Annotated in this window: 22 protein-coding genes and 1 tRNA gene; 14 read left to right on the forward strand and 9 right to left on the reverse strand. The window is 39.2% G+C overall.

Features of this window, described 5'->3' with window-relative positions; genetic code table 11:
- Window positions 1–44: 44 nt before the first annotated feature.
- Both EHQ43_RS14620 and murA read right to left on the reverse strand, forming a co-directional pair.
- Complete coding sequence (locus EHQ43_RS14620) at window positions 45–734, reverse strand: 4Fe-4S binding protein (RefSeq protein WP_135771574.1); 690 nt, start codon at window positions 732–734, stop codon at window positions 45–47.
- On the reverse strand, window positions 735–2,039 hold the full coding sequence (murA, locus tag EHQ43_RS14625) for a UDP-N-acetylglucosamine 1-carboxyvinyltransferase (protein WP_135771575.1): 1,305 nt from the start codon (window positions 2,037–2,039) through the stop codon (window positions 735–737).
- Between the two features lie 44 nt (window positions 2,040–2,083).
- Here murA and EHQ43_RS14630 point away from each other — a divergent pair, with 44 nt between their 5' ends.
- Window positions 2,084–3,226, forward strand: coding sequence for a hypothetical protein (locus EHQ43_RS14630; RefSeq protein ID WP_135754679.1), 1,143 nt, complete (start codon window positions 2,084–2,086; stop codon window positions 3,224–3,226).
- Window positions 3,227–3,237: 11 nt separating this feature from the next.
- Here the strand turns inward: EHQ43_RS14630 and EHQ43_RS14635 are convergent, their stop codons facing one another.
- On the reverse strand, window positions 3,238–5,004 hold the full coding sequence (locus tag EHQ43_RS14635; RefSeq protein WP_135771576.1) for a glycoside hydrolase family 3 protein: 1,767 nt from the start codon (window positions 5,002–5,004) through the stop codon (window positions 3,238–3,240).
- A gap of 91 nt (window positions 5,005–5,095) precedes the next feature.
- On the opposite strand from EHQ43_RS14635, the gene EHQ43_RS14640 reads away from it, so the two are divergent.
- Entirely contained in the window at window positions 5,096–6,265 is a 1,170-nt protein-coding gene (locus EHQ43_RS14640) for a DUF3095 domain-containing protein (RefSeq protein ID WP_135741336.1), read from the forward strand.
- Window positions 6,266–6,339: 74 nt separating this feature from the next.
- Here the strand turns inward: EHQ43_RS14640 and EHQ43_RS14645 are convergent, their stop codons facing one another.
- Window positions 6,340–9,090, reverse strand: coding sequence for a hypothetical protein (locus EHQ43_RS14645; RefSeq protein WP_135771577.1), 2,751 nt, complete (start codon window positions 9,088–9,090; stop codon window positions 6,340–6,342).
- Window positions 9,091–9,390: 300 nt separating this feature from the next.
- On the opposite strand from EHQ43_RS14645, the gene EHQ43_RS14650 reads away from it, so the two are divergent.
- The 9 genes from EHQ43_RS14650 to bla all read left to right on the forward strand — a co-directional run bounded on the left by EHQ43_RS14650 (window position 9,391) and on the right by bla (window position 17,249).
- Window positions 9,391–10,080 (forward strand): OmpA family protein, encoded by a 690-nt coding sequence (locus EHQ43_RS14650; protein WP_135741338.1) that lies wholly within the window; start codon window positions 9,391–9,393, stop codon window positions 10,078–10,080.
- Complete coding sequence (locus EHQ43_RS14655) at window positions 10,070–11,356, forward strand: hypothetical protein (protein ID WP_135771578.1); 1,287 nt, start codon at window positions 10,070–10,072, stop codon at window positions 11,354–11,356. Before EHQ43_RS14650 ends, EHQ43_RS14655 begins: the two co-directional genes overlap by 11 nt.
- 129 nt (window positions 11,357–11,485) lie before the next feature.
- The gene (locus EHQ43_RS14660; RefSeq protein ID WP_135741340.1) at window positions 11,486–12,148 is read left to right on the forward strand and encodes an arylesterase; all 663 of its coding nucleotides are present in this window, start codon (window positions 11,486–11,488) and stop codon (window positions 12,146–12,148) included.
- An 11-nt stretch (window positions 12,149–12,159) separates the two neighbouring features.
- Window positions 12,160–12,855, forward strand: coding sequence for a TenA family protein (locus tag EHQ43_RS14665; protein WP_135771579.1), 696 nt, complete (start codon window positions 12,160–12,162; stop codon window positions 12,853–12,855).
- Window positions 12,856–13,075: 220 nt separating this feature from the next.
- Window positions 13,076–13,147: transfer RNA gene (locus tag EHQ43_RS14670), tRNA-Gly, on the forward strand.
- A 62-nt stretch (window positions 13,148–13,209) separates the two neighbouring features.
- Entirely contained in the window at window positions 13,210–14,556 is a 1,347-nt protein-coding gene (gene tig / locus EHQ43_RS14675) for a trigger factor (RefSeq protein ID WP_135741342.1), read from the forward strand.
- A 3-nt stretch (window positions 14,557–14,559) separates the two neighbouring features.
- Window positions 14,560–15,162 (forward strand): ATP-dependent Clp endopeptidase proteolytic subunit ClpP, encoded by a 603-nt coding sequence (clpP, locus tag EHQ43_RS14680; RefSeq protein WP_135741343.1) that lies wholly within the window; start codon window positions 14,560–14,562, stop codon window positions 15,160–15,162.
- A 16-nt stretch (window positions 15,163–15,178) separates the two neighbouring features.
- Window positions 15,179–16,459, forward strand: a complete 1,281-nt coding sequence (gene clpX / locus EHQ43_RS14685; RefSeq protein WP_135741344.1) for an ATP-dependent Clp protease ATP-binding subunit ClpX — start codon at window positions 15,179–15,181, stop codon at window positions 16,457–16,459.
- Window positions 16,460–16,472: 13 nt separating this feature from the next.
- On the forward strand, window positions 16,473–17,249 hold the full coding sequence (gene bla / locus EHQ43_RS14690) for a subclass B1 metallo-beta-lactamase (RefSeq protein WP_244242832.1): 777 nt from the start codon (window positions 16,473–16,475) through the stop codon (window positions 17,247–17,249).
- Here the strand turns inward: bla and rktP are convergent.
- From rktP to EHQ43_RS14705, 3 genes are all read right to left on the reverse strand, one after another.
- A complete protein-coding gene (rktP, locus tag EHQ43_RS14695; protein ID WP_135771581.1) occupies window positions 17,226–18,326 on the reverse strand; it encodes an Arg-Lys translocation region protein phosphatase RktP in 1,101 nt (366 codons plus the stop codon). The two genes, bla and rktP, sit on opposite strands and share 24 nt — an antisense overlap.
- Window positions 18,323–19,039: a twin-arginine translocase subunit TatC gene (gene tatC / locus EHQ43_RS14700; protein ID WP_135741347.1), complete on the reverse strand. Its 717-nt coding sequence runs from the start codon at window positions 19,037–19,039 to the stop codon at window positions 18,323–18,325. The genes rktP and tatC overlap by 4 nt, the downstream gene beginning before the upstream one ends.
- A gap of 72 nt (window positions 19,040–19,111) precedes the next feature.
- Window positions 19,112–19,381: a Sec-independent protein translocase subunit TatA/TatB gene (locus EHQ43_RS14705; protein WP_135741348.1), complete on the reverse strand. Its 270-nt coding sequence runs from the start codon at window positions 19,379–19,381 to the stop codon at window positions 19,112–19,114.
- A 23-nt stretch (window positions 19,382–19,404) separates the two neighbouring features.
- On the opposite strand from EHQ43_RS14705, the gene EHQ43_RS14710 reads away from it, so the two are divergent.
- Window positions 19,405–21,306, forward strand: coding sequence for a hybrid sensor histidine kinase/response regulator (locus tag EHQ43_RS14710; RefSeq protein WP_135741349.1), 1,902 nt, complete (start codon window positions 19,405–19,407; stop codon window positions 21,304–21,306).
- Here the strand turns inward: EHQ43_RS14710 and EHQ43_RS14715 are convergent.
- On the reverse strand, window positions 21,286–22,305 hold the full coding sequence (locus EHQ43_RS14715) for an alpha/beta hydrolase (RefSeq protein ID WP_135771582.1): 1,020 nt from the start codon (window positions 22,303–22,305) through the stop codon (window positions 21,286–21,288). The genes EHQ43_RS14710 and EHQ43_RS14715 overlap by 21 nt on opposite strands.
- Between EHQ43_RS14715 and EHQ43_RS14720 the strand changes: the two genes are divergently transcribed.
- Entirely contained in the window at window positions 22,265–22,750 is a 486-nt protein-coding gene (locus tag EHQ43_RS14720; RefSeq protein WP_167481802.1) for a copper chaperone PCu(A)C, read from the forward strand. The two genes, EHQ43_RS14715 and EHQ43_RS14720, sit on opposite strands and share 41 nt — an antisense overlap.
- Window positions 22,747–23,328, forward strand: a complete 582-nt coding sequence (locus EHQ43_RS14725; protein ID WP_135741351.1) for an SCO family protein — start codon at window positions 22,747–22,749, stop codon at window positions 23,326–23,328. Before EHQ43_RS14720 ends, EHQ43_RS14725 begins: the two co-directional genes overlap by 4 nt.
- Here EHQ43_RS14725 and EHQ43_RS14730 read toward each other — a convergent pair.
- Window positions 23,299–25,245, reverse strand: coding sequence for a M3 family metallopeptidase (locus EHQ43_RS14730; protein ID WP_135771583.1), 1,947 nt, complete (start codon window positions 25,243–25,245; stop codon window positions 23,299–23,301). The two genes, EHQ43_RS14725 and EHQ43_RS14730, sit on opposite strands and share 30 nt — an antisense overlap.
- Window positions 25,246–25,289 lie beyond the last annotated feature (44 nt).

Consider the following 25,289-nt stretch of genomic DNA (forward strand, 5'->3'; position numbering starts at 1 on the left):
TGTTTTGCGATGTTTTTTTTTCTAAAACATTTGATAGGTGATAATTAGTTTTGAATCAATTTAATTTGAATTGCTTTTGGAAAACTAGGACAAGTTTCAACACAAAGACCACAACCTGTACAATTTGATTGTGAAAAAACAGGCAAATTTCCTTTAAATTTAACAGTTTTTTCAATTGGGCAGGTAACAAAACAAGCATTACAGGTTGTTTCCCCAGTTTTTTGATTTATACAAAAGTCTTTTAATAGTTTCGCCTTACCGAAATTTGGCGTATTATCGGACATTTCGTACGGTATTAATGCCTCTTCTGGACAGGCGTTGATACATGGCCAATCTGAACATAGGTGGCATGCTTTTGCATTTGGATCGAAGTGAGGGAATGAATTTTGTGAATCTGTTGCTGTAACAGGGAATAAGACGGCATAGGGGCAGGAAAAAATACATTCGTTACATCCTGTACACAAGGAAAAAAAGTCCGAACTTGCTCCTGGTGGCAGGGAAAGTGTTTGGAACATTCTTGTTTTACGTTTGCGGACAGGAGTCGGTTTTGGATTTTCCTTTTGTTTAGAATGTTTCGAATTGAGTGTCTGTTTTCCTTTTGGTTGTTTCTTAGGGTTAGGATCTGTTTCCTCTTCCCAAACTTCTTTGATGGCTTCGGAGATTTCGTCTGCTTTGTTAAACGTAAATTGGAAAACAGATTTAAATCCTTCTCGAAATAAATCCTTACGTTTCATCTAATTGGGAATTCTTTCGATTTGTGCCCCGAGAGAGCGTAACCTTGTGTCAATGGATTCAAACCCTCGGTCTATTTGAACGATGTTATGGATTTCACTTTGGCCTTCTGCACAAAGTGCCGCTATGATCATCGCCATCCCAGCGCGAATGTCAGGGCTTGCCACACGTTGGCCATATAACCTGTTGGCACCGATCACAATCGCACGATGCGGATCACAAAGTATGATTTGGGCACCCATCGCAATGATATGGTCTACGAAGAATAATCTTGATTCAAAAAGTTTTTCATGGATGAGAACGGTTCCCTTACATTGTGTCGCCGTCACTAAGGCTACAGAAGTCATATCAGCAGGGAACCCGGGCCAAGGGGCATCGTCAATTTTCGGAGTGGCACCGTGGTAATCAGGGATGATTTCCATTTTTTGATCGGAAGGGACAAGGATTCCCGTTTCTGTGGGTCGCACTTCAATCCCAAGTCTTGAGTAGACCATTCGGATCATTCGAATGTCTTCTTGGTTCACATCAGTGATATGGATTTCTCCACCAGTCACAGCTGCCAAACTGATAAAGGATCCCACTTCTAAATAGTCAGAACCAATGCGGTGTTTGAGTACACCTTCTGGTGAAGAGAGAGATGTAACACCTATAATGGTCAGTTGGTTTGTTCCGATGCCTTCGATTTTGGCTCCTGCCGCAAGCAAAAAGCGACAAAGACCTTGCACATGAGGTTCGGAGGCTGCATTACGAATGATGGTGGTTCCTTCCGCAAAGACTGCTGCCATCACTGCATTTTCTGTGGCAGTCACAGATGTTTCATCAAGTAGAATATCTTTTCCAAAAAGTCGATCGGCCGTTAGCATGTACCCATCAGGGAAGACTTCGATTTTGGCACCAAGTGCTTCGAGTGCGAGAAGGTGAGTGTCCATCCGACGACGGCCAATTTTGTCACCACCAGGTTTTGGCAAAAATACACGTCCTGTCCTTGCAAGGATGGGTCCTGCGAGTGTCACCGCCCCTCGGAGTTGGGAACAAAGTTCATAGGGTAAATCCGATTTCACTGGATTTTTTTTCTGAAAGAGATAAGATCCTTTAGTGTCTAGGGAAGTGATTTCCACACCAATATGGCGGAGGACATCCATGAGCTTTAAGACATCGGCGATTTCAGGAAGGTTTTCAAGAATGACATCCCCTTCCCAAAGAAGCAGTGCTCCAAGGAGTGGAAGGGCTTCGTTTTTATTCCCTTGGGGAACAATTGTCCCGTGGAGTGGATTTTTGCCGATAATTTTGAAGTAGGAAGAGCTCACCTTACTTCCATTCGACACAACGGAGATATGAGGAAAAGTAATTTATGAATTTTATGGCACAGGTCGTTTGGATTTTTCCAAAATTTGATACAATCTACATCTTTTACATCGCACTCATGGGACTTGCAGCCTTCATTTACGTAAAGTTCATGAATTACCTACAAAACAAACAAACAAGTGTGGTAAACCACTGGGTGGAATTCCAAAGGTATGCCATAGCCAGAAAATGTAACCAAGTGGAACTCAATATCCTTCATAGTTTTTATGATCACTTAAATGAAGAAGAACGTGAAGTGTACCTTTTGCCTGAAAACCGAAACAAACTTAAAAATGCACTGTATCGTTATTTTTTAAAATCCAATACCAATACAACGGAAAAGGAAGTAGATCTTTTTGATAAACTCTTTCGTTCAGGAGTGGAATTCAAAAAAGAAATTTTATCTTTAAATGATTTAACAATTGGAGAAGTTGCCGCTCTAGAAGCTGACGGTAGAGAAGAACTCACCTACGTTATGCAAAAAACGGCAGACGAACTTTTGTTATCTGTAAAAGGGATATCAAAAGACTTACTTGTTCCAGGTAAATCCGCTAAATTATATGTTTTTAGACCCAGTAGTGGTGGTTATCTGTTAGATGGAACGGTAGTAAAAACCAACGAAAGTGGTTTAATCTTTCATTTTAATGGAAAAATTGAACGAAAAGGTGAATCCCATCTAATGCTTTTGGACAAAATATCCATTACAGTTGCGCCTTGGCCACCACCAGAACAAAAAAAAGACTTAGAACTCGATAAAAACAAATTATTACTCAGTGAAGAGAATATTGACAAACAATTAGAAGTGCTCAAACGGATTGCAAAAGACCAAAAAGAAAATAATGAAAAAAGATTTGATATGAAGGAAACGGCAAAACCATTTATCACACTTTCCGAAAGATTATCTGATAGGGGAGTTTTGTTCACTTTTCCTGCAGGAATTTCTGCAGAAATATGGAAACACCAAGACCTTTGGGAAGTGAGTTTTAGTTTCGATAATGGACCTGACTTTCATATAAGAGCCAAAATGATGCCCACCAAACAAAAGTCAGATTTGTATCTTTTGCGTTTTGTAGATGCCGATGAGGCAACGCGGAAATCCTTGTATGAAGAAATCCGCAAACGTGGTGGGGTCAGAGAAGTATTAACTTAAAAACAGTAATGTTATAAACTTTCAGGAAAGGCACCTTTTGGAGGTGTCTTTGCTTCCTTTGTTAATAAAATCAAATCTACCTTTGGGATTTCTTTTCCTGAGGTAAGTTTTGCACCCAATGCTTCCCAAGAACCAGTCGTTAATGAAAAGGATAATAGATACTCTAAATTTTTAACCTCGGGCATTTGGATAAAGGGAGTCCCTCCGAGCATCACGAGAAATCGTTTGTTCGGGTATTTTTTTGCCAGTCCTGCTACCAAACGAACTTCTGGTTCGGAAGTGGAATCAAACAAATAAGTTGTGAAGTTCTTTTGTTTTACGGCCGTTCCAAATGACTTCAAAGATACTGTTTGGATCTTTTTTGTTTTTAGAAATTCTTTTAGTTTTGTATTCTTTACGAACGATAATGTTTGTTCTGGCACAATTTGAGATGTTTGGACAGATTTTGGGTATGCACGAATTGAGTCTTCATTGATTTCTTTTGCAAAGTTTTGGGACTCATTTAGTTTTTTGTATCGATCATTTCTTTCTTTTTGCCAAGATGCTAAAAATTCTTTTTGTTTTTGGTTTTCATCGTAAACATTTGGTTGGATTGAATTTTTATCATAAATCCCAAGTTCTAATTTTTTGCGAATTTGTTTTTGTACGGCACTTTTTAAGATATCGTGTTCTTTACCTTCTTTATCAACAAATCGGAACTCTCCTTTTTTGTAGGCATCCATAAGTTGTGCTTTGAATTTTTTGGCAGTTTCTCCCCAACTTGTAAGTAAAACAATATTGGCTCCTGCCAGGATTGTGAGAACACCAGGTCGATCCTTTTCATAGTTTTTGGAAATCGCATGCATTTCCATCGCATCTGTGATGATAATCCCATCAAATTGTAAGGAATTTCGCAAAACATCAGTTAGTATAGTTTTGGATAGTGTTGCAGGAAAATTTGGATCAATTTTTGGATAAACGATATGGGCAGACATCACTGCTTCCGCACCGCCTTGAATCGATTGTTGGAACGGAACAAGTTCTAGTTTTTGAAGTTCTTCCAAACTTTTATTGATTATGGGGAGACCTAAATGACTATCAACTGTTGTATCACCATGTCCTGGGAAATGTTTGATTACAGGTAAACAACCACCAGCCCTTGCTCCTCTTTCATAAGCAACAGCAACTTCTGACACTCGATTGGAATCAGAACCAAACGAACGAGTGTTAATCACAGGATTGAGTGGGTTGTTATTGATATCAAGGACTGGTGCAAATAAAAAATTTAGTCCTAAGTTTCTTAATTCATAAGAAGTGACAAAACCTACGATTTCACCCCATTCTTTTTTCCCAGTTTGTCCTACTGCCATCGCACCTGGGTAATGGGTAATACCGTCTTGGACACGGAAGACTCGTCCACCTTCTTGGTCTGTGGAAATGAGAAAAGGTGGGAGACCATTTTCTTTTGCCGCAAGTTGTAAGTTTTCTGTTAAGGAAAGGATTTCTTCTTTTTTACCTAAGTTCTTCCCGAAGAGAATGATACCACCAGGTTTCGTTTGTTTGATTTCATCTAATGCAATTTGGTCAACGGTTTTAGAAGGGATTGCGATGTGGATCGTTTGTCCAACCAATTCTTCTTCGGTCATGGCATTGGTAATGGACCATGCTTTTTCGTCCAACCAAACCTTACGTTCGTTGGCAGCAAGTTCTGTGAGGTAAAAACCAAAACAATAGGAAGATCCAAAAAATCCAAACAAAAGGAAAAGGGAAAAGGAGGTACGTAAGAGAACTTGGTTCATAGAGTATGATCATAGGTTTTATGACCTGCTTTTCTAAGACAACTACGAAAAATCTCTTACCTGTCAATGGTTTCCGAAGTCAGAGTATGTAGTGGATGATTTTTATAAAAACATAAAACCAAGCTCACAGTTCCAAAGTATTTTTGAAGGGACCATCGTATCCAAAGTCCCAGATGATTGGTTTGTCCTCATTACCGATATTGTTGGCTCTACAAAAGCAATCGAAGAAGGCCGCTACAAAGATGTGAATACTGCCGGTGGACTTACGGCAATTGCCGTAGCCAATGTTTATGGCCATATGGATTTTCCCTTTGTGTTTGGTGGAGATGGAGTTACCTTTTTACTTCCTATCAATTTACTCTTTCCTATTCGATCTGCCATTGCCGATACCATATTGCAAGTAAAGGCAGCTTTTGGTTTGGAAATGCGCGCAGGGATTGTTCCCGTGCAAGAATTGTATCGAGCAGGGGCAGAATTATTTTTAAGTAAGTTCAAAGCATCCGATCATTATGTGCAATGTTCTCTTTTTGGGACCGCATTAGCTCTTGCAGAACAATGGATCAAAGAAGGAAAAGACGAATCTTATTTGGTCCGCGAAAATGAAAAAATTCTCCCTGCCGACTTTACTGGATTTACTTGTCGTTGGAAAGACATACCAAGTGAAAGGGGAGAAATTGTTTCCCTTATCGTAAAACCAAATCATGCAGATTTAGAAGTCTGTAAAAAAATAATAACACGTGTCCTCAATTTCATTCGTTCTGAGTATGGTGAAGAAAAGGATTACCACCCACTCAGCCTAAATCAAATTGAATTGGACAACGGTGACAATTTAAGAAAAGAAGCTGTCGCAAGGACTGGGAAAAAATCTGGATTAAAGTTTCGCCTAACACTTTTGCAAATATGGATCGAAAGGACACTCATGGCTCTTGCAATGCGCTGGAAACTTCCGATCAAATCAGGTCATTATTCTTTGGACCGATTGAAAGAATACCAAGTGATGTCTGCTGATTTTCGAAAGTATGATGGTACTCTAAAAATGGTAATTGATGGTTCCAAAAAACATAGATTGGCTTTAGAAACCTTCTTACGTCAGTTAGAGGGGGAAGGATTACTTCATTTTGGAATGTTTGTATCGAATCGGTCCCTAATGACCTGTGTATTAAAAGTCGCATCATCCGATGAAGTGCATTTTGTTGATGGAGCAGATGGTGGGTTTGCCATGGCCGCCAAAGTTTTAAAAGAAAAGTTAAAAGGAATTTGATAAGGGTTTGTCATGAAGAGACTGAATGGAATTTTGTAGGTTCCATTCAGATTTGAACACTTCTACGTTTTTATCTATTGTTGGACACAAATTAATTTCTTCGTTGCCGAGCAAATGGATTCTTGGCTCGTGATACTTGTCGAAGAAGCCATTGTCCAAGTTTGACCATATAGAAAAGAAGCTGGAGTGGATGGACAATTTTGATACGTAAATCCGTTACAGTTGTGGAGATAAGTGAGCCCGTCTCCCGGGCAAGTTGGAGGACTTGTTTGTGTAGCTGGTGTTAGAGTGTTAGTCATACCTGTCCAATACTGGTCTCCAACATTTGAAAAAGAACGAACGAGAGTAGTGGGATCAAATCCGGCAGAACCATTCGCGATAAATAAACGAGAATACTCATCGCTACAGTTGGAATATCCAGAAGTATTACATCGATAATAGTGGCGACCAGCTGTTAACACCCAGTTGGTGCCGTTCGGTATCCGATCATTTGTCACACTGCCTCCGCTATTACTGACAATTAATGCTTTGTAAGTACCAGCTGGCACTCCGCCAGGTTTATTATTATTACATGTGTCATCAGCAGCAAACACCCCTTGTGCCGTCATTTCACCGTTGTAACTGGAAGTGGTTACAAATATTGCCTTCCCCGCTGGTTCATCGTCTTCATTGGTGATGCTATGGTCACCTGGGTTTGCTGCATTTTGGTAATTGGTATCGGTATTGGCTACCATAACAAATTGGATGTCAAAGGACTGGTTCCCATCTGCGTAGGAATCATTTAGACCAGTGACGGTGAAGGTTTGTTTTTTGGCAGAACTTGCACATCCTGAGTCTGATGCATTCCCTGGTTCCACTTCACTATTGACCGGAAACGTGATCGGAGAGGATGTGATGTCACCACATTCCCCTGAAGCAGCCGTACCCGCCGCATAGGATTTACAGCTGATATTTAGAACCACTGGTTGTGTTGGGTTATTGCCTCCCAAACAAACGGACACTGTCGCCGTGTTGGTCGTATTTTCATTTGTATTCCCAACATGAGAAATATAAAAAGCCTTTTCGTCATCAGTGGTGGCCGCATACACATCGATGGGATCATGGACAAGTCCACCAGAGGATGTTAGTGTTGTCACTGTCCAATTTTGTGTTAAATCCACAAGGATATCATCCACATGGGTTAACACGATTTGGTTAGAACCACCTGTTTCCATAAAATTGTAGTTAGATGATGAGACAGTTACGCTGCCTGGTACTGTCCCTTCGGTTGTATCTGTACTGCTGAGTCCAATGGTCACGTCAGATCCAGGAGCGGATTGCGCAATCATCCAAATATTGGTGGAGCCACCTTCTGCCGCAGACAAACGATCTCCACTGATCCCTCGTGCTGGTCCAGAAAAATTACATGGTTGTAAGAGGTGAGTTGCATCGTTATCACAAGAACGTATGCTAAACGTTGGTTCAGAGACAGTGGTATTGTAAGTGGCATCGGTTGATGAAGCAACAAACGAAACCGTATAGTCCGCATTTCCCGTGTTTGCTGAATCAGATTTTCCTTCGACTTGGAAAGTTTGGTAAGTATTCCAATCAGTAGGAGTAAAGGTAAGAGTGGGAGTTAAAATCGTACACTTATTCCCACAATTGGAGGAAAAGGAAAGTGTTACATTGTTTGTGGGTTTTGTTCTCAGTTTCAATTGGAAACTGGAGTATTTGGTTCCGAATTGGTTACTTTCATCTGTGGCAAACCGATTGACACTTCCACCTGCCGCACCCGTCGTACCAACCGTAGAATCAAATCGCATGTAGGCATATCCCGGTACACTTTGGTCTCGGTTGTAAACGACAACGTTTCTTGGTTTGATTCCATTGTAATCCGCATCGGAGCTACTTGTATTCGAGACCTCTACTGTGTATACCTTGATGCCATCAATTTCTAAATCATCTACTGAAGTGATGGTGACGGCTTGTTCGGTAGAAAAATTTGCAGGTGTAAAGGTTAGTGTCTTTGGATTTGCAGTCCCTTCTCTGTTACTGGCGTTGACAGAATCAAACACTTCATTGATGGGAATGGTCACATTGGCAGTGGGTGCTGTTCGAAGTTTCACCTGAAAGGTTCCATAGGTCGCGGTTGCAGATGGTCCTGGTTCTTCCATCACACGTGAGATATTGGAAACTCTCACACCTGGTCCTTCATCATCTTCTACTGAAACAGAAATATCACAGGCATCTTTCCCTGAATACGTTCCAGAAACTGCTTCCCCACTTCCATTTTTTTGGGTCATGGTTCCAAGTGCCACAGTCATCGGGTCAACCTTGGCACTTCTCACACCATCATCGGCCACTCTAAAAATAAAACATTGCCTTTCTGTGAGTCCATTCCCAGTAAACGTCAGTTTGGTGGGAATATCAACTTCTGCCCCAGGGAAGTTTTGTTTAGATTCGACCCTTGTTCCATAACTGGAAGTCACTGTAATGGGGATGTCCAAACTCCCGCTAAATGGGGCAGTTGGGTAAATACAAGTTTGGAAAGAACGATACCCCCAAGCAGTGCCGCCATCGGTGTCAACATCAGATAATCCATTTTCATTGACAGTGCTAAAGGTGGAATTGACATCCCCATCTTCGACAAGGGAAACCAGTTTTGTGGAAATGGTCACATCCCCCGAACAAGCAGATGTGTCCCGATTGCCAAACACTCGATCAAATTGTTCACTGAGCCCAAATAAAAATGTGTCACTGGCAGAAACTCTTCCACTACATCCCATTAGGATAGATACTAAAAACATAAGTAGCGTTAGTGGGATCAGGTTTTTCTTTTTGTTCATAAAAAATTTCCTAAGTATAAGTGCGTTTGATTAAAACAAAGAATGTTTCCTTGTCAGTTCATTGCAATGATATTCTCAATTCGAGGTAGAATCTTTGGTACACTAATTTCTGTTAGATGTTGTTTAACTTTTCAGCAAACATTGTTAGTTGTAAAGATAAGACTCGTGATTCTACTAATGATATATGGCATACGTGAGGAAAAATGTAGATGAAGTTTAGAAATAAGTTTCACATTCGGACCCTTTATTTTTATCAATTGATTTCTTTACTTGGTGCAGAAGATAAGGACAGTTTGTTTTATGTTTAGAAATTTATTGTGCATTTTGTTTGCATCATCATTTATTTTCCAATGTCAAACCACCACCAAACCAGAATGGATGGAATCGGAATCGTTCCAAAAATTTTGTGGCTGTGTTCACATCGATGAATCCAAACCGAGTGAACATTTAGGTAGTTTGCCAGTGGGATCCTTAGATAAACTAGGAACACCTGAATACTTGGAAAAATTATACAAAGGACTACGAAGTGATTTTGAACACACAGGTACACCATTTGAAGAAGTGGGTGGGAGCCTTGTTGCCAAAGGGGTTGAACTCAAACGGATTGAAGACGATGAAAAACGCCTAAGAGAATTACTCATCATCATTGACGGGGACGTTGCTTTCCCGTCTGGGAAATCTACACTCACTCCCAAAGCAAAAGAACTCATCGCAAAAGTCGGAGATGCCATGGAAGCATACCCGGAAACCAACTGTAGGATCGGTGGCCACACGGACAGTGTGGGAGCCTTTTCAATGAACTTAAAATTGAGTAAAGAAAGATCCCAATCCGTAAAAAAAGAACTCAAACTTGTCCATAAAATCGCAGAAGAGCGATTTAAGGAAGTGGATGGTTATGCAGACCAATATAAGATCGTTGATACTATGTTAGCTGAGAAAAAAAACCGTAGAACCGAAATTTACGTAGGGACAGTTCGCATTGTTTACTAACGGTTTTATTTTTTTCAAATTTAGATCCAATCTGTTTTTATACTTTGGAGTTGTATTTATAATTGGTTGTGGTGTTTTGTTTGCAGAAGATTCCAAACAAACTTTGCCTAGTGTTGAAACCAAAAAAAACCAAACAACAACTTCTGAAAAACCAAACTCAATCCAAAATCCAAGTCCGAATCCAGACCAAGCTCCTAATTCCAATCCAACACAAGCGACTTCACTTGCTGATAGAGAAGATAACCAAACCCCGATGGAAATTTTTAATAAGGTCTATGAACATAGGTTTATGATCCGAGGAGGTTGGGGGATTGGTAAATTATCACCAGCCATCTTAAATGAAACCGGGCCCGCGTGGTTCCAAAATTCTCTCTTCCGTCAAATCACAGAACCAGGTGCACCACTTTCCATTCCTTATAAACCAGCAAAAGATTTAGGACTTAATTCACAATTCTTTGACATTCGTTATGGTTATAAAAACAAATATGAAGTCCAATACGCTGAAGATACTTCCCTTGGTGTTTACAGCCGTGACCTTCCGGCGAGTAATAATTTTTTATCTCCAAGGACAGATACCTATTGGGCGAGTAGTTTTGAAGGGAACCGGTTACTTCGTTTTGAAGGAGTGAGCCAACATTTACGATTTTCTTATACCCATCCAATTTCAAAAATATTAATGATTGGACCATCGATCAACTTCCATCGTTATACGGAACGAAACAATATTTCCTATGGATCTTATTCAACGAGTCGTCCAGAAGCAGCAGTTCCTAATAAGGTAACATGGTCGATCGGAGGAGATGCCAATGCAGAATATTCGATGAAAGGAATTCTGCCAGGTGTATATGCAAAGCTGAAACTTAGGGATTGGTGGGAGATTCGCGGCCGATTAGAGCTTCTCGACCGGAAGGGAAACTTCTCTGTGTTAGGTTCCCAAATTATACAAGAAGTTTATAATGACGGAACTTCAAATCTTGCAGTTGTTGTCCCAGCCTATGGGGGAAAAGTCAGAGACAAAGGTACAATTTTAAATTTGGAAACCTCATTCCAGTATTGTCGGTTTAGTTTGGACATCGGGATGATTAGACAAGATGTCAAACGGAACTATGATTCCTACTTTGGTGATACAGTGGGGAATGTGCATAGGAGTGATTATTCGGCAAGGAGTGTTTACATTGGTTTTTCAGAAATGTCAAACTCAGTCAAACACACGGTGACAGAATTTTATATCATGCCAGGTGTTTCGTTCTATTATGATGAGGACAAAATTTACTGATCTGCATCCAACCAATCCATTCAAAAGAATCTTCCATCATCGATCGATCAAACAAGAAAGGGTCATTTGGAAATCCAATTGGCTTAAAAATGTTTGATTTTTCCTGCAAACAGACCAATCTAAAGAGAGATGCCTTATTTAGTGACACTCTTTGCCTTCTTACTTTTTCTTGGATGTGAGAATCCCACCAATCAAGAGAAAGATTCAAAAACACAATCGACCGGTATGAACCAAACCAAACGGATTTTGTATTTCGGAGATTCTTTAACCGCTGGGTATGGGCTCCTCAATTTTGAAGATGCTTGGCCTCATCTCCTAACTAATCGTATCAATGCGGAAGGGTATTCCTACCAAATGACAAATGCTGGAGTGTCAGGTGATACAACGAGTGGGGGACTAGGACGTCTAGAATGGGTATTAGCTGAAAAACCATCTATCTTTGTACTCGAGTTAGGTGCCAATGATATGTTACGAGGGATAAGTCCATCAGTTACAAAAGAAAACCTACGTACCATGATCCACCAAATCAAATCACAATACCCAAACACCAAAATCTTGTTAGTGGGAATGATGGCGACACCCAATATGGGAAAAAAATATGCAAGTGCTTTTAATGCCATTTACCCTGATCTCGCAAAGGAAGAAAACCTTCCTCTTGTCCCTTTTATTTTAGAAAAAGTGGCAAGCATACGTAAACTCAACCAAAAAGATGGTATCCATCCAACAGAAGCTGGGCATAAATTGGTAGCGGACACAGTGTACCCTTACATAAAACCACTTCTGGAAAAATAGGAAAATTTATCATGCAAAGTCCATTCCCCATTCCACCATTTGCTCTTGAATGTAAATTGTATGCAAACGAATCCTTTGGTGCTTCCTATAAACACCCATTTGTAATTGCACTTGCTAATGGGACTTTAGATCCAAAAATCTTTCGATTTTACCAAATCCAAGACGCAAAATACTTGGAATCATTTTCTGATGCTTGTGCCATTCTTTCTACAAAGGTAACAGACCCAGACGATAAACTTTGGCTCATCGATGCAGCAAAGATGGCACTTGTGGTCGAAGGCCAACTCCACCTTGGGTATGGAAAAACTTTGGGTTATGATGCTAAAACGATTGCCGATACAGAACCAACACCGAACAATTTAGCCTACCAAAACCATATGGTATCCACTGCCTTGAAAGGATCTATCCTCGAAGGGTTTTGTGCGATTGCTCCGTGTCCTTGGCTTTACATCGAACTTGGCCAACACCTATTGCGTGAAAAGGGTACTATCCCAGACGATCATCCCTATGCCTCTTGGCTAAAGATGTATTCCGATCCTGGCTTCAATGACTACATGACCCATCTACTCGCAAAACTAGAAAAGTATTCCTTGGGTACTGACATAGCAACGAAACAGAGAGCGAAAGTAACCTTCCAACAAAGTTGTAATTATGAATGGATGTTTTGGGAGCAAGCTTGGACAAACCAGAACTGGCCTTCTCGGTAAATATCTGTTAGTTGTTAAAGGGATTTAAGCTTTCGGTTAGGATTCTGGGTGCGTGTAAGTGGGCACGTCTATTCATTCGTCCGACAAGATCCAAAATAGAACGATTACATACTGGTGAGGATCAACAATCCCATTTTGACTCAATTTTTGTTTTACCCTTTTTCGTCTTTTTTCCTTGCCGATTTGTCCTGATTCCAAATGATGGTTTCACAAACCTTCTGCGGGAATAGCTCAGCGGTAGAGCATCTCCTTGCCAAGGAGAGGGTCGCGGGTTCAAGTCCCGTTTCCCGCTAATGAAGGTATTCTTCTTTTTCTTTCCACTACACTCTCTTTTTTTACACTGGATATAACACGATGGAATTTACGGCTAAAAAAAATAACAACGCAACTTGTGACCTCAGCATTCAATTTAGCGCTGAAGAAGTCCGCACCGCCTACTCAAAGGCTTACAAAAATGCAGCTGAAAAAGTAAAAATCCCTGGTTTTCGACCAGGAAAAGCACCACTCAACATGGTGGAAAAAGTCCTTGGTGACTCCGTGATGGACGATGCTGCGAACATTATGTTAAACCAAGCAATGGCAGACCTCTTTGATAAATTGGAACACAAACCAATCCGTTTGCCTCAATTCCAAATGGAAACATTTGATAAAAATACTGGTGCGAAAGCAAAAGCCACTTACGACACAAAACCAGAAGTCACCTTACCAAAGTTAAAGAAAATCAAAATCCAACCAAAAGAAATTAAAATTTCTGATGCGGACATCCAAAAAGAATTGGAAGGAATCCAAAAAAACATGGCTCGTAACTCTTTGAAAGAAGAAGGCGAACCAGTGGAAGCTCTTGACCTCTTAGAAATTAATTATAAATTCAAAGAAACAGGCAAAGAATACCCAGAACAAAGCCAAACTGGTAAATTCCAAATGGGTGCTCCCCAAAACCCACCAGGGTTTGAATCCAATTTGCTCGGAATGAAGTTGAATGAAACGAAAGAGTTTACCTTCACTTACCCAGATGTCTATCCAGCATCCCCAGAGTCTGCTGGAAAATCTATTATCTACACAGTAACGGTTACAGCGATTTACAAAGTGACGTATCCAGAAATCAATGACGACTTCGCATCAGAAGTAGATGGTTCTGCCAACTTACAAGAGTTAAAAGAAAAAACAAAAAAACAACTCGTTGAAATTTTTGGCAATGCTCTCACAAAACGAGCTACAGATGATGCCTACAACGAAATCATCAAAGAATCCAAATTTATCATCCCAGAATCACTGATACTTGAAGAAACAGAAACGGTTTTCAAAAACTTTATGCGTGAATTTGGTCTTCCAGTAACTTCACTCTCCGATTATGCAAAACGCCTCGGTAAGGAAGAAAAGGAAGTTCGAGAGTCTTTCTCCAAAGCGGCAGAAAAACGCATCCAAACTTATATTTTGAAGCAAAAGATCGCCGAAGACTACAAAATTGCGATTTCAGATGAAGAAGTGGAGGTGGGTTACGAAAAAGAAGCCACTGCCCAAGGAATTCCTGCCGAAACCCTCAAAAAAGAAGTCCAAAAACAGATGGCGGAAACCTACTACCGTGACAAATTCCTGTTTGATAAAATTGACGAGTTTGTTTACGCTGAAGTAGAGAAAAAATCGCCAAAAGCAATTTCAACGGAAGAAGCTGAGAAAATACTTAGCGGGAAAGAAGAGTAAACTATGTCCACACTGATGCCTTATGTCATTGAACAAACAAGCCGTGGCGAACGCCAATACGACATTTTTTCACGGTTATTAAAAGATCGGATCATTTTTTTAGGTTCTGCAATCGATGAAACTTATGCGAATGTGATCTCAGCTCAACTATTGTTTTTAGAAGCAGAAAACCCAGACAGAGATATTTATCTGTACATCAATAGCCCAGGTGGTTATGTGAGTTCTGGACTTGCTATTTATGACACAATGCAACTCATCAAACCAGAGGTGAGAACCCTTTGTATTGGCCAGGCATCTTCTATGGCAGCACTTTTACTTGCTGGTGGAGCGAAAGGAAAACGATCAGCACTTCCCAATTCTCGGATTATGTTACACCAGCCTTACGGTGGAGCAGGTGGACAGGCTTCTGATATTGAAATCTCTGCAAAAGAAATCATCAAGATCAAAGACAAACTCATCGATCTTTATGGAAGACACACAGGAAAAACTTCTGACCAAATCCGTAAAGATACTGAAAGAAATTTCTTTATGAGTGCTGATGAAGCCAAAGAATACGGCATCATTGATAACGTGATCCAAGAACGCAAACAAATGCCACAAGCCTAAAAGGGGGCAAATCTCCATGACCAAACGTGCAAGCCAAACGGGTAATTCCAGAGAAAAATTACATTGTTCTTTCTGCGGAAAGGCCCAAGACGAAGTAAGAAGGCTTGTTGCAGGTCCTGGAGTATATATCTGCGATGAGTGTATTTCCTTGTGTAATGAAATCATCGCAGAAGAACCACAATCAGGTGAGAAAACTGCCATTGTGGGAGATATCCCAAAACCAACGGAAATCAAAAAAATCTTAGATCAGTATGTCATTGGGCAAGAACAAGCAAAAAAGGCTTTGGCTGTTGCCGTCTACAATCATTACAAACGTATCTTTCATAACGAACGTAAGGCGGGTGATGTAGAATTAGAAAAATCTAATATCATGCTCATTGGACCAACTGGTTCTGGAAAAACCTTACTGGCCCAAACACTTGCTCGTATCTTAAAAGTTCCTTTTGCGATTGTGGATGCTACGGCTCTCACTGAGGCAGGGTATGTGGGTGAAGATGTGGAAAACATCATCCTCAAACTCATTCAAAATGCTGACAATGATGTGAAACGTGCTGAGATGGGAATCATCTACATCGACGAAATTGATAAGATTTCACGCAAGTCTGACTCTGCCTCCATCACTCGTGATGTGAGTGGAGAAGGTGTCCAACAAGCTCTCCTCAAAATCATTGAAGGAACTGTTGCCAATGTCCCACCACAAGGCGGGCGAAAACACCCCCACCAGGAATACATCCCAGTCGAAACCAAAAATATCCTCTTTATCTGTGGGGGAGCCTTTGTGGGTCTCACTGATATCATCAAACAACGAGTTGGTGTAAAGTCGATTGGATTCCATTCCAATGAAGTTGTGAATGACAAAGGTAGAAAAATCGAAGAAGGGGAATCTGTGGTGCACCATGTGATCCCTGATGATTTGATGAAATTTGGTCTTATCCCTGAATTCATTGGACGTCTTCCGATCATAGCGACTCTCGACGAACTTACGATTGAAAGTTTAAAATCGATTTTTACAGAACCAAAAAATTCCCTTCTCAAACAATACCAAAAGATGTTTGATATTGAAAATGTAAAACTCAAGTTCACTGAATCTGCTATCGAAGCCATTGCCCAAACAGCCATCAAACGAGAGAGTGGTGCGAGGGGACTACGAGCCATTGTAGAAGAGATCATGATGGAACTCATGTTCCAAATCCCGTCTCGTAAAGATGTTTTGGAAGTTGTTGTCACTGACGAAACTGTTCTCAAAAAAGAAGCACCGATTACGATTTTGAAAGGGGACATCGAAAAGATCGCATAGATATGGTTTGATTGTGAAATCTAACATATTCTATTTATGTTTCTGCGTATCGTTTGGTTTCTGGTTTGTCCATTGCCAAACGGCAAATCAATCATCGGCAGACCTTGTAAACGAAAACACAAATCCAATTAAATCCTCAATCGAATGGATGAAAATCAAAGAGACGGTTTGGATCCACAAAAGTTTTGGTAGTTTCCAAGGGAAAATGTATGAATCCAATGGCCTTGTTGTTCTAACAAATAAAGGTGTTGTCGTCATTGATACTGCATGGACAGAACCACAAACAGAGGAACTAATCCTTGGAATACAATCCAAATTCCAAAAAGAAATTTTATTCCTCATTGTCACACATGCACATGACGACCGTATGGCGGGAGTTTCCCAATTCCATAAACGAAATATCTCAGTTTATAGCACAAATTTAACTGCAAAATTGGCAAAAGAAAAAGGATATGGAAAAACCAATCCCATCTTAGATATCCAAACAAGACTCTATGCCGGGAATCATTCCGTAGAAATCTTTTTTCCAGGTCATGGGCATTCACCTGACAATATTGTGGTATGGTTACCAGAGACTCATATCCTCTTTGCAGGTTGTCTTGTAAAGGCAATTGATGCAACAGACTTGGGGAATGTAAAAGATGCAAATGTTGTAGAATGGGAGAATGCAGTGAAACGTGTGTTAATTAGATACCCGGATGCCGAAGTTGTGGTTCCAGGGCATGGGAACTGGGGCAAACTTGAATTGCTCCGCCATACAATTCGGTTACTTGTTTCTTCGAACCACTAATATGGATAGTTTTTCCATGGGATTGGTGAGGTTTCTTTCACGACCAAGGGAACTCATTTTTTTTGCAATGGCAAGTAACATTTGGCGAGCGGAACTTGGCCTTAAATCGAGAAGATAATCCACAAATTCTTCCATGATTTCAAACGATGTGAGACCAAATTGGGTGAGTGTTCTGTCACTTGCCCAAACTAAATAATCTCCAATTTCAATTCCATCGGCAATTGAGATTGGGTGTTTGTGGTTAGGATACCAATGGTCATCCCCACTGCCTTCGATCACTTGGATGCCGTGGTCAGAAAATTGAAAGATGGGCATGTCCATGTAATGTAAAAAAGACATTTTATCATCTTTGTTTTGGATCACAAATGCAGAGAGTTTTAATTTTAAAAACGCAAATTGGTGGAGTGCAAATTTTAGTTTGGTTAATAGTTCTTCAGTGGAAAATAAACCATCGCCAAACGAGGAAATAATGCCATGGATAAAAACTTTTTCGGAAGATTCCAAAATCCCAGGTTCCATATGGCCTGCAATAATCCCAAACAAACCATCTTTCGCACGAACAATCCTTATATAATCTGCACCCGCATAACGCATCACTGATGGGAATACTGCCACATCAAAACCTGGAATATTTGGAATTTTGATATCAGGGATTTGTTTGTTTACCGAAGAAGCTTGGGTAGTTTTCCAATCAAATTTGTTTTCGAATTGTTCTTCGTCGAGTCCCTCTTCTCCTTGCAATAGTGTGAACATCACAGATTTATAAATTTTGTATTCATCTGAATTCCGACTTAAGTTTCGGATGTCTTTTGGAATTTCATTTTCACTATCTTGGATATGAAACACGATGTGAAGGATGTATTGGTATAAAAATCCAAGAAAATAATATACGATAAAACTAATACACAATGCCAAAAGAAAGGAACTATAGATCCCTACTAAATTGAAATTGAGAGTATTCTCTCCTTTTGGATTTTGCCAGTGAGTGAAAGTAAATTCAGCAAAAAGAAAGTGGATGAAAAAAAATAAAAAACTTATGATGCCAAGTAAAATTGGCAATTTGACTCGGTAACTCATTTTGAATCTGTCGCTTCCAATACTTTCATCAAAATGGCAGATAAAAAGAATAAAAAGCTGAGTGGAACAAGTAACATGAGCATCGAAAATACATCTGGTCCTGGTGACAACACAGCTGATACAACTGCGATGATGAGTACCGCTTCTCTCCAACGTGAAATCAAAAACCTTGAAGATAATATTCCAATCCGACCAAGTAAAATGAGTACAATGGGGAGTTGGAACGAAGCCCCAAACACTAAGTGTAAATTAAAAAACAAATCGTAATATTCATCGATTGGCAAATACGGATCAACTCCATCCGGTCGCAACACGACTAGGAACACCCGTAAAAAATTTTCAAATACAGTAAACCAACAGAGAGCAAGCCCTGACCAAAAAAGTAAGGTAGAAAATAAGATAATGAATTTTCCCCATTTTTCAGTCCTTGGGTCTACAGCGGGCGCAATGAATCCCCAACTGATGTACAATAAAAATGGAAGGGAAACAAGAACTGAAAGGATAAAGGACGTTTTCAAATAAATGAGAAACGGTGCCATGAGTTGGATCTGAAAAAAATGGGCATCTGGTCCAAGGACTGATTTGTAAGGTTGGATGAGAAAACTATGTATCTCACTGCCAAAATACAAGGTTCCAACCATAAACAAAGAAACAACTAAGATTGAATAGATTAGTCTTTGGCGGAGTTCCTCCAAATGGTCTCCCAGGGACATATATTTTTCCCTGGTTTCCGAATCCTCCGGCAGTGGCAGCGCAGTTCTATTTTTTTTTGCCAATGGGGTCGATTAAGCTTTTTTCTTTTTTGTGGATTTGGAATTGGACTGCGCAGACTGTTTTGGTTCTTCTACCGGAAAACTGGTTTGGGCAGGTTCCTCGTCTTGTCCTGTGAGAGACTTTCTAAATTCTTTGATCCCTGAACCCAAGTCCTTGGCAAGGCTTGGCAATCGTTTTCCACCAAAAAAAAGTAAGGCTAAAAAAACGATGAGTGCAATCTCCCATGGTCCTAAATTAAAAAAAGCAATAGGTGCTTGAAAAGAAAACGGATTGGATGGCATATTTCCCTCTTAAGGCAAGAGTTATGCAAACGAATCTGGAAGCAAGCGGAATGATAGAATTCTTTAAGGTCTTGCCAAACCTATTTTCTGGTGGGGTGTACCTCTCCGATCCCAAAACCGGGCAAATTTTATTTTCGAATGACTTTTTCAAAAATAATTTAGGTTGTGCCAAGCCAGGAAAAGATTGTTTGGAATCAGATTTACTCGCCTGGGTATCAGATGAAGACAAAGAAACATTTAGAGAACAAATCCTTTCTCCTTTGAAACTCAGTGACAGAGATCAAATTTCTGGTGATTTTAGATTTCAAATGCCAAATGAAACACTTGTTCGGTGGTTTCAGTTTGAAAAAAGAAAAGTGAACATTCCAAGTATGGAATCTTCTTTACAAATTGTATTTGTTCGGGATGTAACAAACGAAAAAACTAACGAAATCAATATCGTCGAACAGATCCAATTTTTCCTAGGGCTTTTTGAAAATGCCTCTGTTGGAATGGCACTACAAGATTGGGAAGGTGGTTACTTTCGTATCAACCCAAGGTTTACGGAAATCACAGGTTATAGTTTCCAAAATCTGACAGACTTAAATATCAAACGGATCAAAGGGGAACCTATCTCAGATGAAGAGATGGAATATTTCAGTTTTTTCAAAGAAGGCGCTGAAGAATCAAGACTCACACGTAAAGATGGAAGAAGGATCAATGTCTATAGGCGGATTAGTGCATTTCGTAACTCCCAAGGCAAACCTGATTTTTATTATGTATTCTTAGATGATGTAACAGAAAAAAAACAATTAGAATCATATCAATTACATTCACAAAAAATGGAAACCATAGGAAGCCTTGCGACCAATATTGCACATGATTTAAATAATTATTTGCAACCGATTCATGTGTTTTCACAACTTGGCAAAGAACAAATTAATGCAGGGAATTTCAACCAAAACCAAGTTTTGGATTATTTGGAGAAAATACGAATGGGAGCAGATAATGCTCGTTCCATGATTCATCGTATTATCCATTATTCTAAAACAAAAAACGAACATTCAGTGACAAAAATTGATATTTCTTCTGTGGTTGAATCCACAATTCCACTGCTTGTAGCTGGATTGCCAAAAAACGTAGAAGCACAATTTGAATTTTTTAGATCACCTCTTTTTACAAAAGTGGATGCTGTCCAGTTTTCCAAAATTTTATGCGAGCTCACATCGGGTGGTATTTTGGCCTGGGATGATCGCAAACGTGGTCTTGTGCAAATCCAAACTCATCCTTCTGATGAAGTGCGTTTGTTAGTCTCATTAGAATTTTCAGGGTTGTCGTTACCAAGTTTGTCAGAACTAACCACATTAGATTTGGTGAATTTTAGAGATGAAGATTTCCAATGGACCGGAATTCATTTGATCAATCGGTATATAAAAAATTGGGGAGGTGAGTTTTATTTAGATAAACCTGATCCAATGACTTTAAAGATTTTTATCTATTTACCTCTCGAAGAAGCACTGCCAGTTGCGAATGTATATCCAAACAATCGAGAATCAAAACCAAAAGATGTATGGTCTGAAATTTCAAAAAGGAATGTTTGGATTGTTGAAGATGATGAAGCAGCAAGTGAAGCAATTTGTTTTGTATTATCTCAAAAACAAATCAAACCAAAGGTGTTTACTACATCGACCAAAGCAATTGACCAACTAAACGAAGAAATACCTGATTTTGTTTTATCCGATTATCGTTTAAAGGAGATGAGTGGGTTAGTTTTGATTCGTAAGGTCAAACAAAAAAATCCGAATCTTTCTGCGGTTTTGTATACGGGGAATATGGATGGATTGGACGCCGACGAACTATTGAAGGAAGGGATATTGGTTCGTTCTAAACCAATATCCGTTGATGAATTGTACGAATCAATTTTGTTATCGTTTGGATTTCTTTGATTTTTTTACTTCTTCTGCACCAGTTGTATCTTTGATGAATTGGATCATTTCTTTTTCAATCAAAGTTTTGTCCGATTTGACATATTTGGAAAGTAAAACATGTGCTCCATCCTCGATTTTTAAGAGTCGGTTTTTTGGATTGGCATTTGGACCCTTTTGGATTTTGTCATATACATCTAACATCGCTTTTATGGAAGCAACAAAGTCGTGTTCCTTCTCTGATTTGTAATAGTACATAAGTAAAGTCGGTGCACTTATCTTAGAATATGGATTTTCTTTATCCATAAAACGTTTGAGGTTTAATATATTTTGTAAGGCACCAAAGTATTGGTCTAAATACCAATACTTTGCTGACTCATCCTTGGGATCTGTTTTGGAAATACGAATTTCACCTTTAATAGATTCGATAAACGATTTCCCCCAATGAAATCGGAATATATGTGCTGTTGGATCATCAAAATCATAAAATGGAGAAGCTAAGATCAAACTGTCTATCAGTTCAGGATGTTTTGCGGCCAGGTAGGTTGCAATATTTCCACCCATACTTGTCCCAATAACAACCGTTTTATGGCCAAGTTCTTTTGCATAAATTAGACTATCTTCTGCATCTTGTAAGTATTTTTGAAATGGGGTATTTAGATGGTCTTCGATATTGGTGCCATGGCCTGGGAGACGGACGTAATAGGTGTTGGCTCCAAAATACTCACTTAGTTTGTTTGTGACTTCTTCTCCTTCCCCGCGACTGGCCCCAAAGCCATGAAGGTATAGGATTACAATTGGAGTCGGATCTTCTGAAACCCGTAATAAAAACTCTTCATTATTTGGTTTTGTTTTTTCTTTTTTGCTGATCTCTAACTCGTTTTGGTAGAAGGCTTCGAAATTTTCGAATTTGCGTGTAGAATCATAATTGTATTCGCCAGTAGACCAGTTGTAAGTGGATACTAGAAAGGAAGAAAGAATGAGAGTGATTGCGGTCACCCATTTGATTATTAATCTCATCGAGGTTCTCTTGTTCCGAAAGGTAAATACTACAAATTTAGGAATTCTGTTACTAATTCAAGTCAATTTGTTTAGTTTTTGTCACAAATCGAATGTTAGCCAGACTTTATGGACCATACCTGTGCCTGATGTAGCAAAAACAACTGCTGTTTATGGAGAAATCCAAAATCCCTCAGACAATGAGATCACAATTGTTGCACTCGAAAGTAACGAATACAAAAAAGTAGAATTCCATACAATGGTTTTAGATAATGAAGGGATTATGAGGATGAAGAAAATGGAATTTCCCATTTCTCTAAAACCAAAAGAAATCATCAAGTTGGAGAGAGGTGGCTCTCATCTTATGTTATACGATAAACAAACTACGAAGGAAAAATTAATGATCACGATCCAATATTCAAATGGAACAATGGAAAAACATGTGGTCGAAAAAAAATCTTTATGAATTATTCTAAATTTATCAAAATCCTTTTCGTTTCATTTTTGATATTTAGTTTTCACCGATGTGGATCTGGTATTGAGCTCACCGAACTTCCTATTGGCGGAAATATTGATGCCATTGACAAGTTTGGAAAAAGGGTAAATTTGCAAGAATTCCGAGAACCAGTATTACTGGTTTTTTTTGGATATACTTACTGTCCTGATTTTTGTCCTAACACACTTGCCAAAATCAAAGCAGCGACAGAAGGTTTTTCGGAAGCAGATAAAAACAAATTTCGGGTAGTGTTTGTTTCAATCGACCCGGAAAGGGATTCCACAGAAACTGTGACCAAGTATGTACAATTTTATATTCCAAATGCAGTTGGTTATAGTTTTGATGCAAATACTACAAGCCAAATCTTAAAACAATATGCTGCCTACGTCGAGAAATCAAAAGATGGACTTTCGTTTGATCACTCGACGTATCTCTACGTTTTGGATTCCCAGAGGAAAACTCGGAAACTCATCAAATCAACCGATGGGAAAGATGTGATCACAAAAACAATACTTTCTTTAGGCGGCGATTCCGTTCAAACGAAGTAACGCTTCGATGTCTGGATCTTTGCCATAGAAGTCTCTGAAAAGATTCATGGCATTGGCTGACCCACCTTTTTCCAACACTGTTTTTCGGAAATGCGCTGCGTGTTCCAAATCAAAAACACCTTTATCGACAAATGAATAAAATGCATTGGCCGATAGTAGTTCCGCCCATTTATAAGAGTAATATCCTGCCGCATAACCACCAGCAAAGATATGTGTAAATGAATTTTGGAATTTGTTGTAAGTAGGAGGAAGCACAACTGCAATTTCGTTTCTTACTTGGTTTAGAATTTCTTGTACTCTTTCTTCTGTTGGTTTTTCTTTATGAACCAACATATCAAATTTTGCAAATTCTAACTGTCTTACAACTCCCATAGCAGACATAAAGTTTTTTGCTTTCACCATTGTTTCGATATAGGAGTTAGGAATTGGTTCTTTTGTTTGGTAGTGTTTAGCAAAAAGTTGTAATACCTTAGGTTCATACACAAAGTTTTCTAAAAATTGAGATGGGAATTCCACAGCATCCCATTCTACACCATTGACTCCACTCACAAAGGCTTCCTTTACCTGAGAAAGTAAGTGGTGCAGGGCATGACCCAATTCATGGAATAAGGTTACGACATCGCTTGGTCTTAGTAAACTTGGTTGGTTGTCGGTGGCTTTTGGAAAACTTGCTACAACGAAGGCGATGGGTAGTTCTGTTTTTCCTGTTTCATCTTGGAAGTGTGGTTTCCAGTTGTGCATCCAGGCCCCACCTTTTTTATCACTTCGAACTTCTAAATCAAGATACAATCTGGATCTTGTTTTTCCTTCCACAACGAGATCATAACAGAGAACAGTCGGTTCCCAAACGTTTGTTTGTGTTTGTTTAAAGGTAACTCCAAGTAATTTTTCTAAAAATTGAAAGGTTCCTTGGATGACTGTTTCTTTTTCTAAATAGGGGCGGTAAATTTCTTCATCATAGGAAAATGATTCTTTTTTTAATTTTTCTGAATAGAAAGTGAGATCCCAAGGTTCTAAATCATCTTGTCCGAGTTTTTTTGCGAACGATTTGATCTCTTTATATTCTTTTTCGGCGATTGGTTTTGCTTTTTTCCCGAGATGGTCTAAGAATTGTATCACTTCTTCTGGACTGTTCGCAACTTTTGTCGCTAAACTCAAATGGGCGTAAGTTTCAAATCCCAAAAGTTTTGCTTCTTTGTCTCGTAAGGATAAAATTTCTTCTATGAGTTTTCCATTCTCTGGAGCTCTCGTGCAGTAGGCATCATACAGTTGTTTTCGAACCTGTCGGTTTTCACCATATGTCATATAAGCGATGTAAGATGGAAAGTGAAGAGTGAACTTATATGTACCATCTGGTTGTTTTGCTGAAATTTTGTCGCTTTCCGGAATGGATGTAACATCTTCTTCTTTTAAATAAAGAGCAAAAGCATTTGTAGCATTCAGCACATTCTGTGAAAACTGATTCGTTAAGTCAGATAATTTGATACGGATGTTTTTTAGTTCTTCTTTTGTTGCCAAGTTAAGACCAACACCTGATAATCGAAAGTCCCTTATTTCGTTTTCCAAAACTTTATTTTGTTCTTCGTTAATTGTTTTGTCAGAGGTTTGTATTTGTAAGAGTGCAGAAAAAATTTCTTCATTTTGGCCAAGGTCAGTATAATATTCACTGAGTTTGGGTAATAATCGACTATAGATCGTTTGGCTTTCTTCATTATTTTTTACCGAGTTGAGATGAGACACTTCCGTAACCAAATCTCCAAGTTCAGTTTGAACCCTTTGGTAAGGTTTTAAAAAATTTTGAAAGGATATATTTGGTTGTTTGAGTAAGGATTGGATAAGTTGTTTGTTCGACTCCATTTTTTCTAAAATGGCAGATTCTTTTTGGGCTAAATTATTCGAATGAAATTCTGGAAACATCGGTACCTCGTATGAATTAGACTCGATTTCGAATCCTTAGAGGC

Source organism: Leptospira bouyouniensis (assembly GCF_004769525.1).
Taxonomy (GTDB): Bacteria; Spirochaetota; Leptospiria; order Leptospirales; family Leptospiraceae; genus Leptospira_A; species Leptospira_A bouyouniensis.

Excerpts from the sequence above, each read along its gene's own strand:
- EHQ43_RS14620 (WP_135771574.1), bottom strand. The coding sequence starts at position 734 with ATGAAACGTAAGGATTTATTTCGAGAAGGATTTAAATCTGTTTTCCAA.
- EHQ43_RS14630 (WP_135754679.1), top strand. The coding sequence starts at position 2,084 with ATGAATTTTATGGCACAGGTCGTTTGGATTTTTCCAAAATTTGATACA.
- EHQ43_RS14635 (WP_135771576.1), bottom strand. The coding sequence starts at position 5,004 with ATGAACCAAGTTCTCTTACGTACCTCCTTTTCCCTTTTCCTTTTGTTT.
- EHQ43_RS14645 (WP_135771577.1), bottom strand. The coding sequence starts at position 9,090 with ATGAACAAAAAGAAAAACCTGATCCCACTAACGCTACTTATGTTTTTA.
- EHQ43_RS14650 (WP_135741338.1), top strand. The coding sequence starts at position 9,391 with ATGTTTAGAAATTTATTGTGCATTTTGTTTGCATCATCATTTATTTTC.
- EHQ43_RS14660 (WP_135741340.1), top strand. The coding sequence starts at position 11,486 with ATGCCTTATTTAGTGACACTCTTTGCCTTCTTACTTTTTCTTGGATGT.
- EHQ43_RS14665 (WP_135771579.1), top strand. The coding sequence starts at position 12,160 with ATGCAAAGTCCATTCCCCATTCCACCATTTGCTCTTGAATGTAAATTG.
- tig (WP_135741342.1), top strand. The coding sequence starts at position 13,210 with ATGGAATTTACGGCTAAAAAAAATAACAACGCAACTTGTGACCTCAGC.
- clpP (WP_135741343.1), top strand. The coding sequence starts at position 14,560 with ATGTCCACACTGATGCCTTATGTCATTGAACAAACAAGCCGTGGCGAA.
- clpX (WP_135741344.1), top strand. The coding sequence starts at position 15,179 with ATGACCAAACGTGCAAGCCAAACGGGTAATTCCAGAGAAAAATTACAT.
- rktP (WP_135771581.1), bottom strand. The coding sequence starts at position 18,326 with ATGAGTTACCGAGTCAAATTGCCAATTTTACTTGGCATCATAAGTTTT.
- tatC (WP_135741347.1), bottom strand. The coding sequence starts at position 19,039 with ATGTCCCTGGGAGACCATTTGGAGGAACTCCGCCAAAGACTAATCTAT.
- EHQ43_RS14705 (WP_135741348.1), bottom strand. The coding sequence starts at position 19,381 with ATGCCATCCAATCCGTTTTCTTTTCAAGCACCTATTGCTTTTTTTAAT.
- EHQ43_RS14710 (WP_135741349.1), top strand. The coding sequence starts at position 19,405 with ATGCAAACGAATCTGGAAGCAAGCGGAATGATAGAATTCTTTAAGGTC.
- EHQ43_RS14720 (WP_167481802.1), top strand. The coding sequence starts at position 22,265 with ATGAGAGTGATTGCGGTCACCCATTTGATTATTAATCTCATCGAGGTT.
- EHQ43_RS14715 (WP_135771582.1), bottom strand. The coding sequence starts at position 22,305 with ATGAGATTAATAATCAAATGGGTGACCGCAATCACTCTCATTCTTTCT.
- EHQ43_RS14725 (WP_135741351.1), top strand. The coding sequence starts at position 22,747 with ATGAATTATTCTAAATTTATCAAAATCCTTTTCGTTTCATTTTTGATA.
- EHQ43_RS14730 (WP_135771583.1), bottom strand. The coding sequence starts at position 25,245 with ATGTTTCCAGAATTTCATTCGAATAATTTAGCCCAAAAAGAATCTGCC.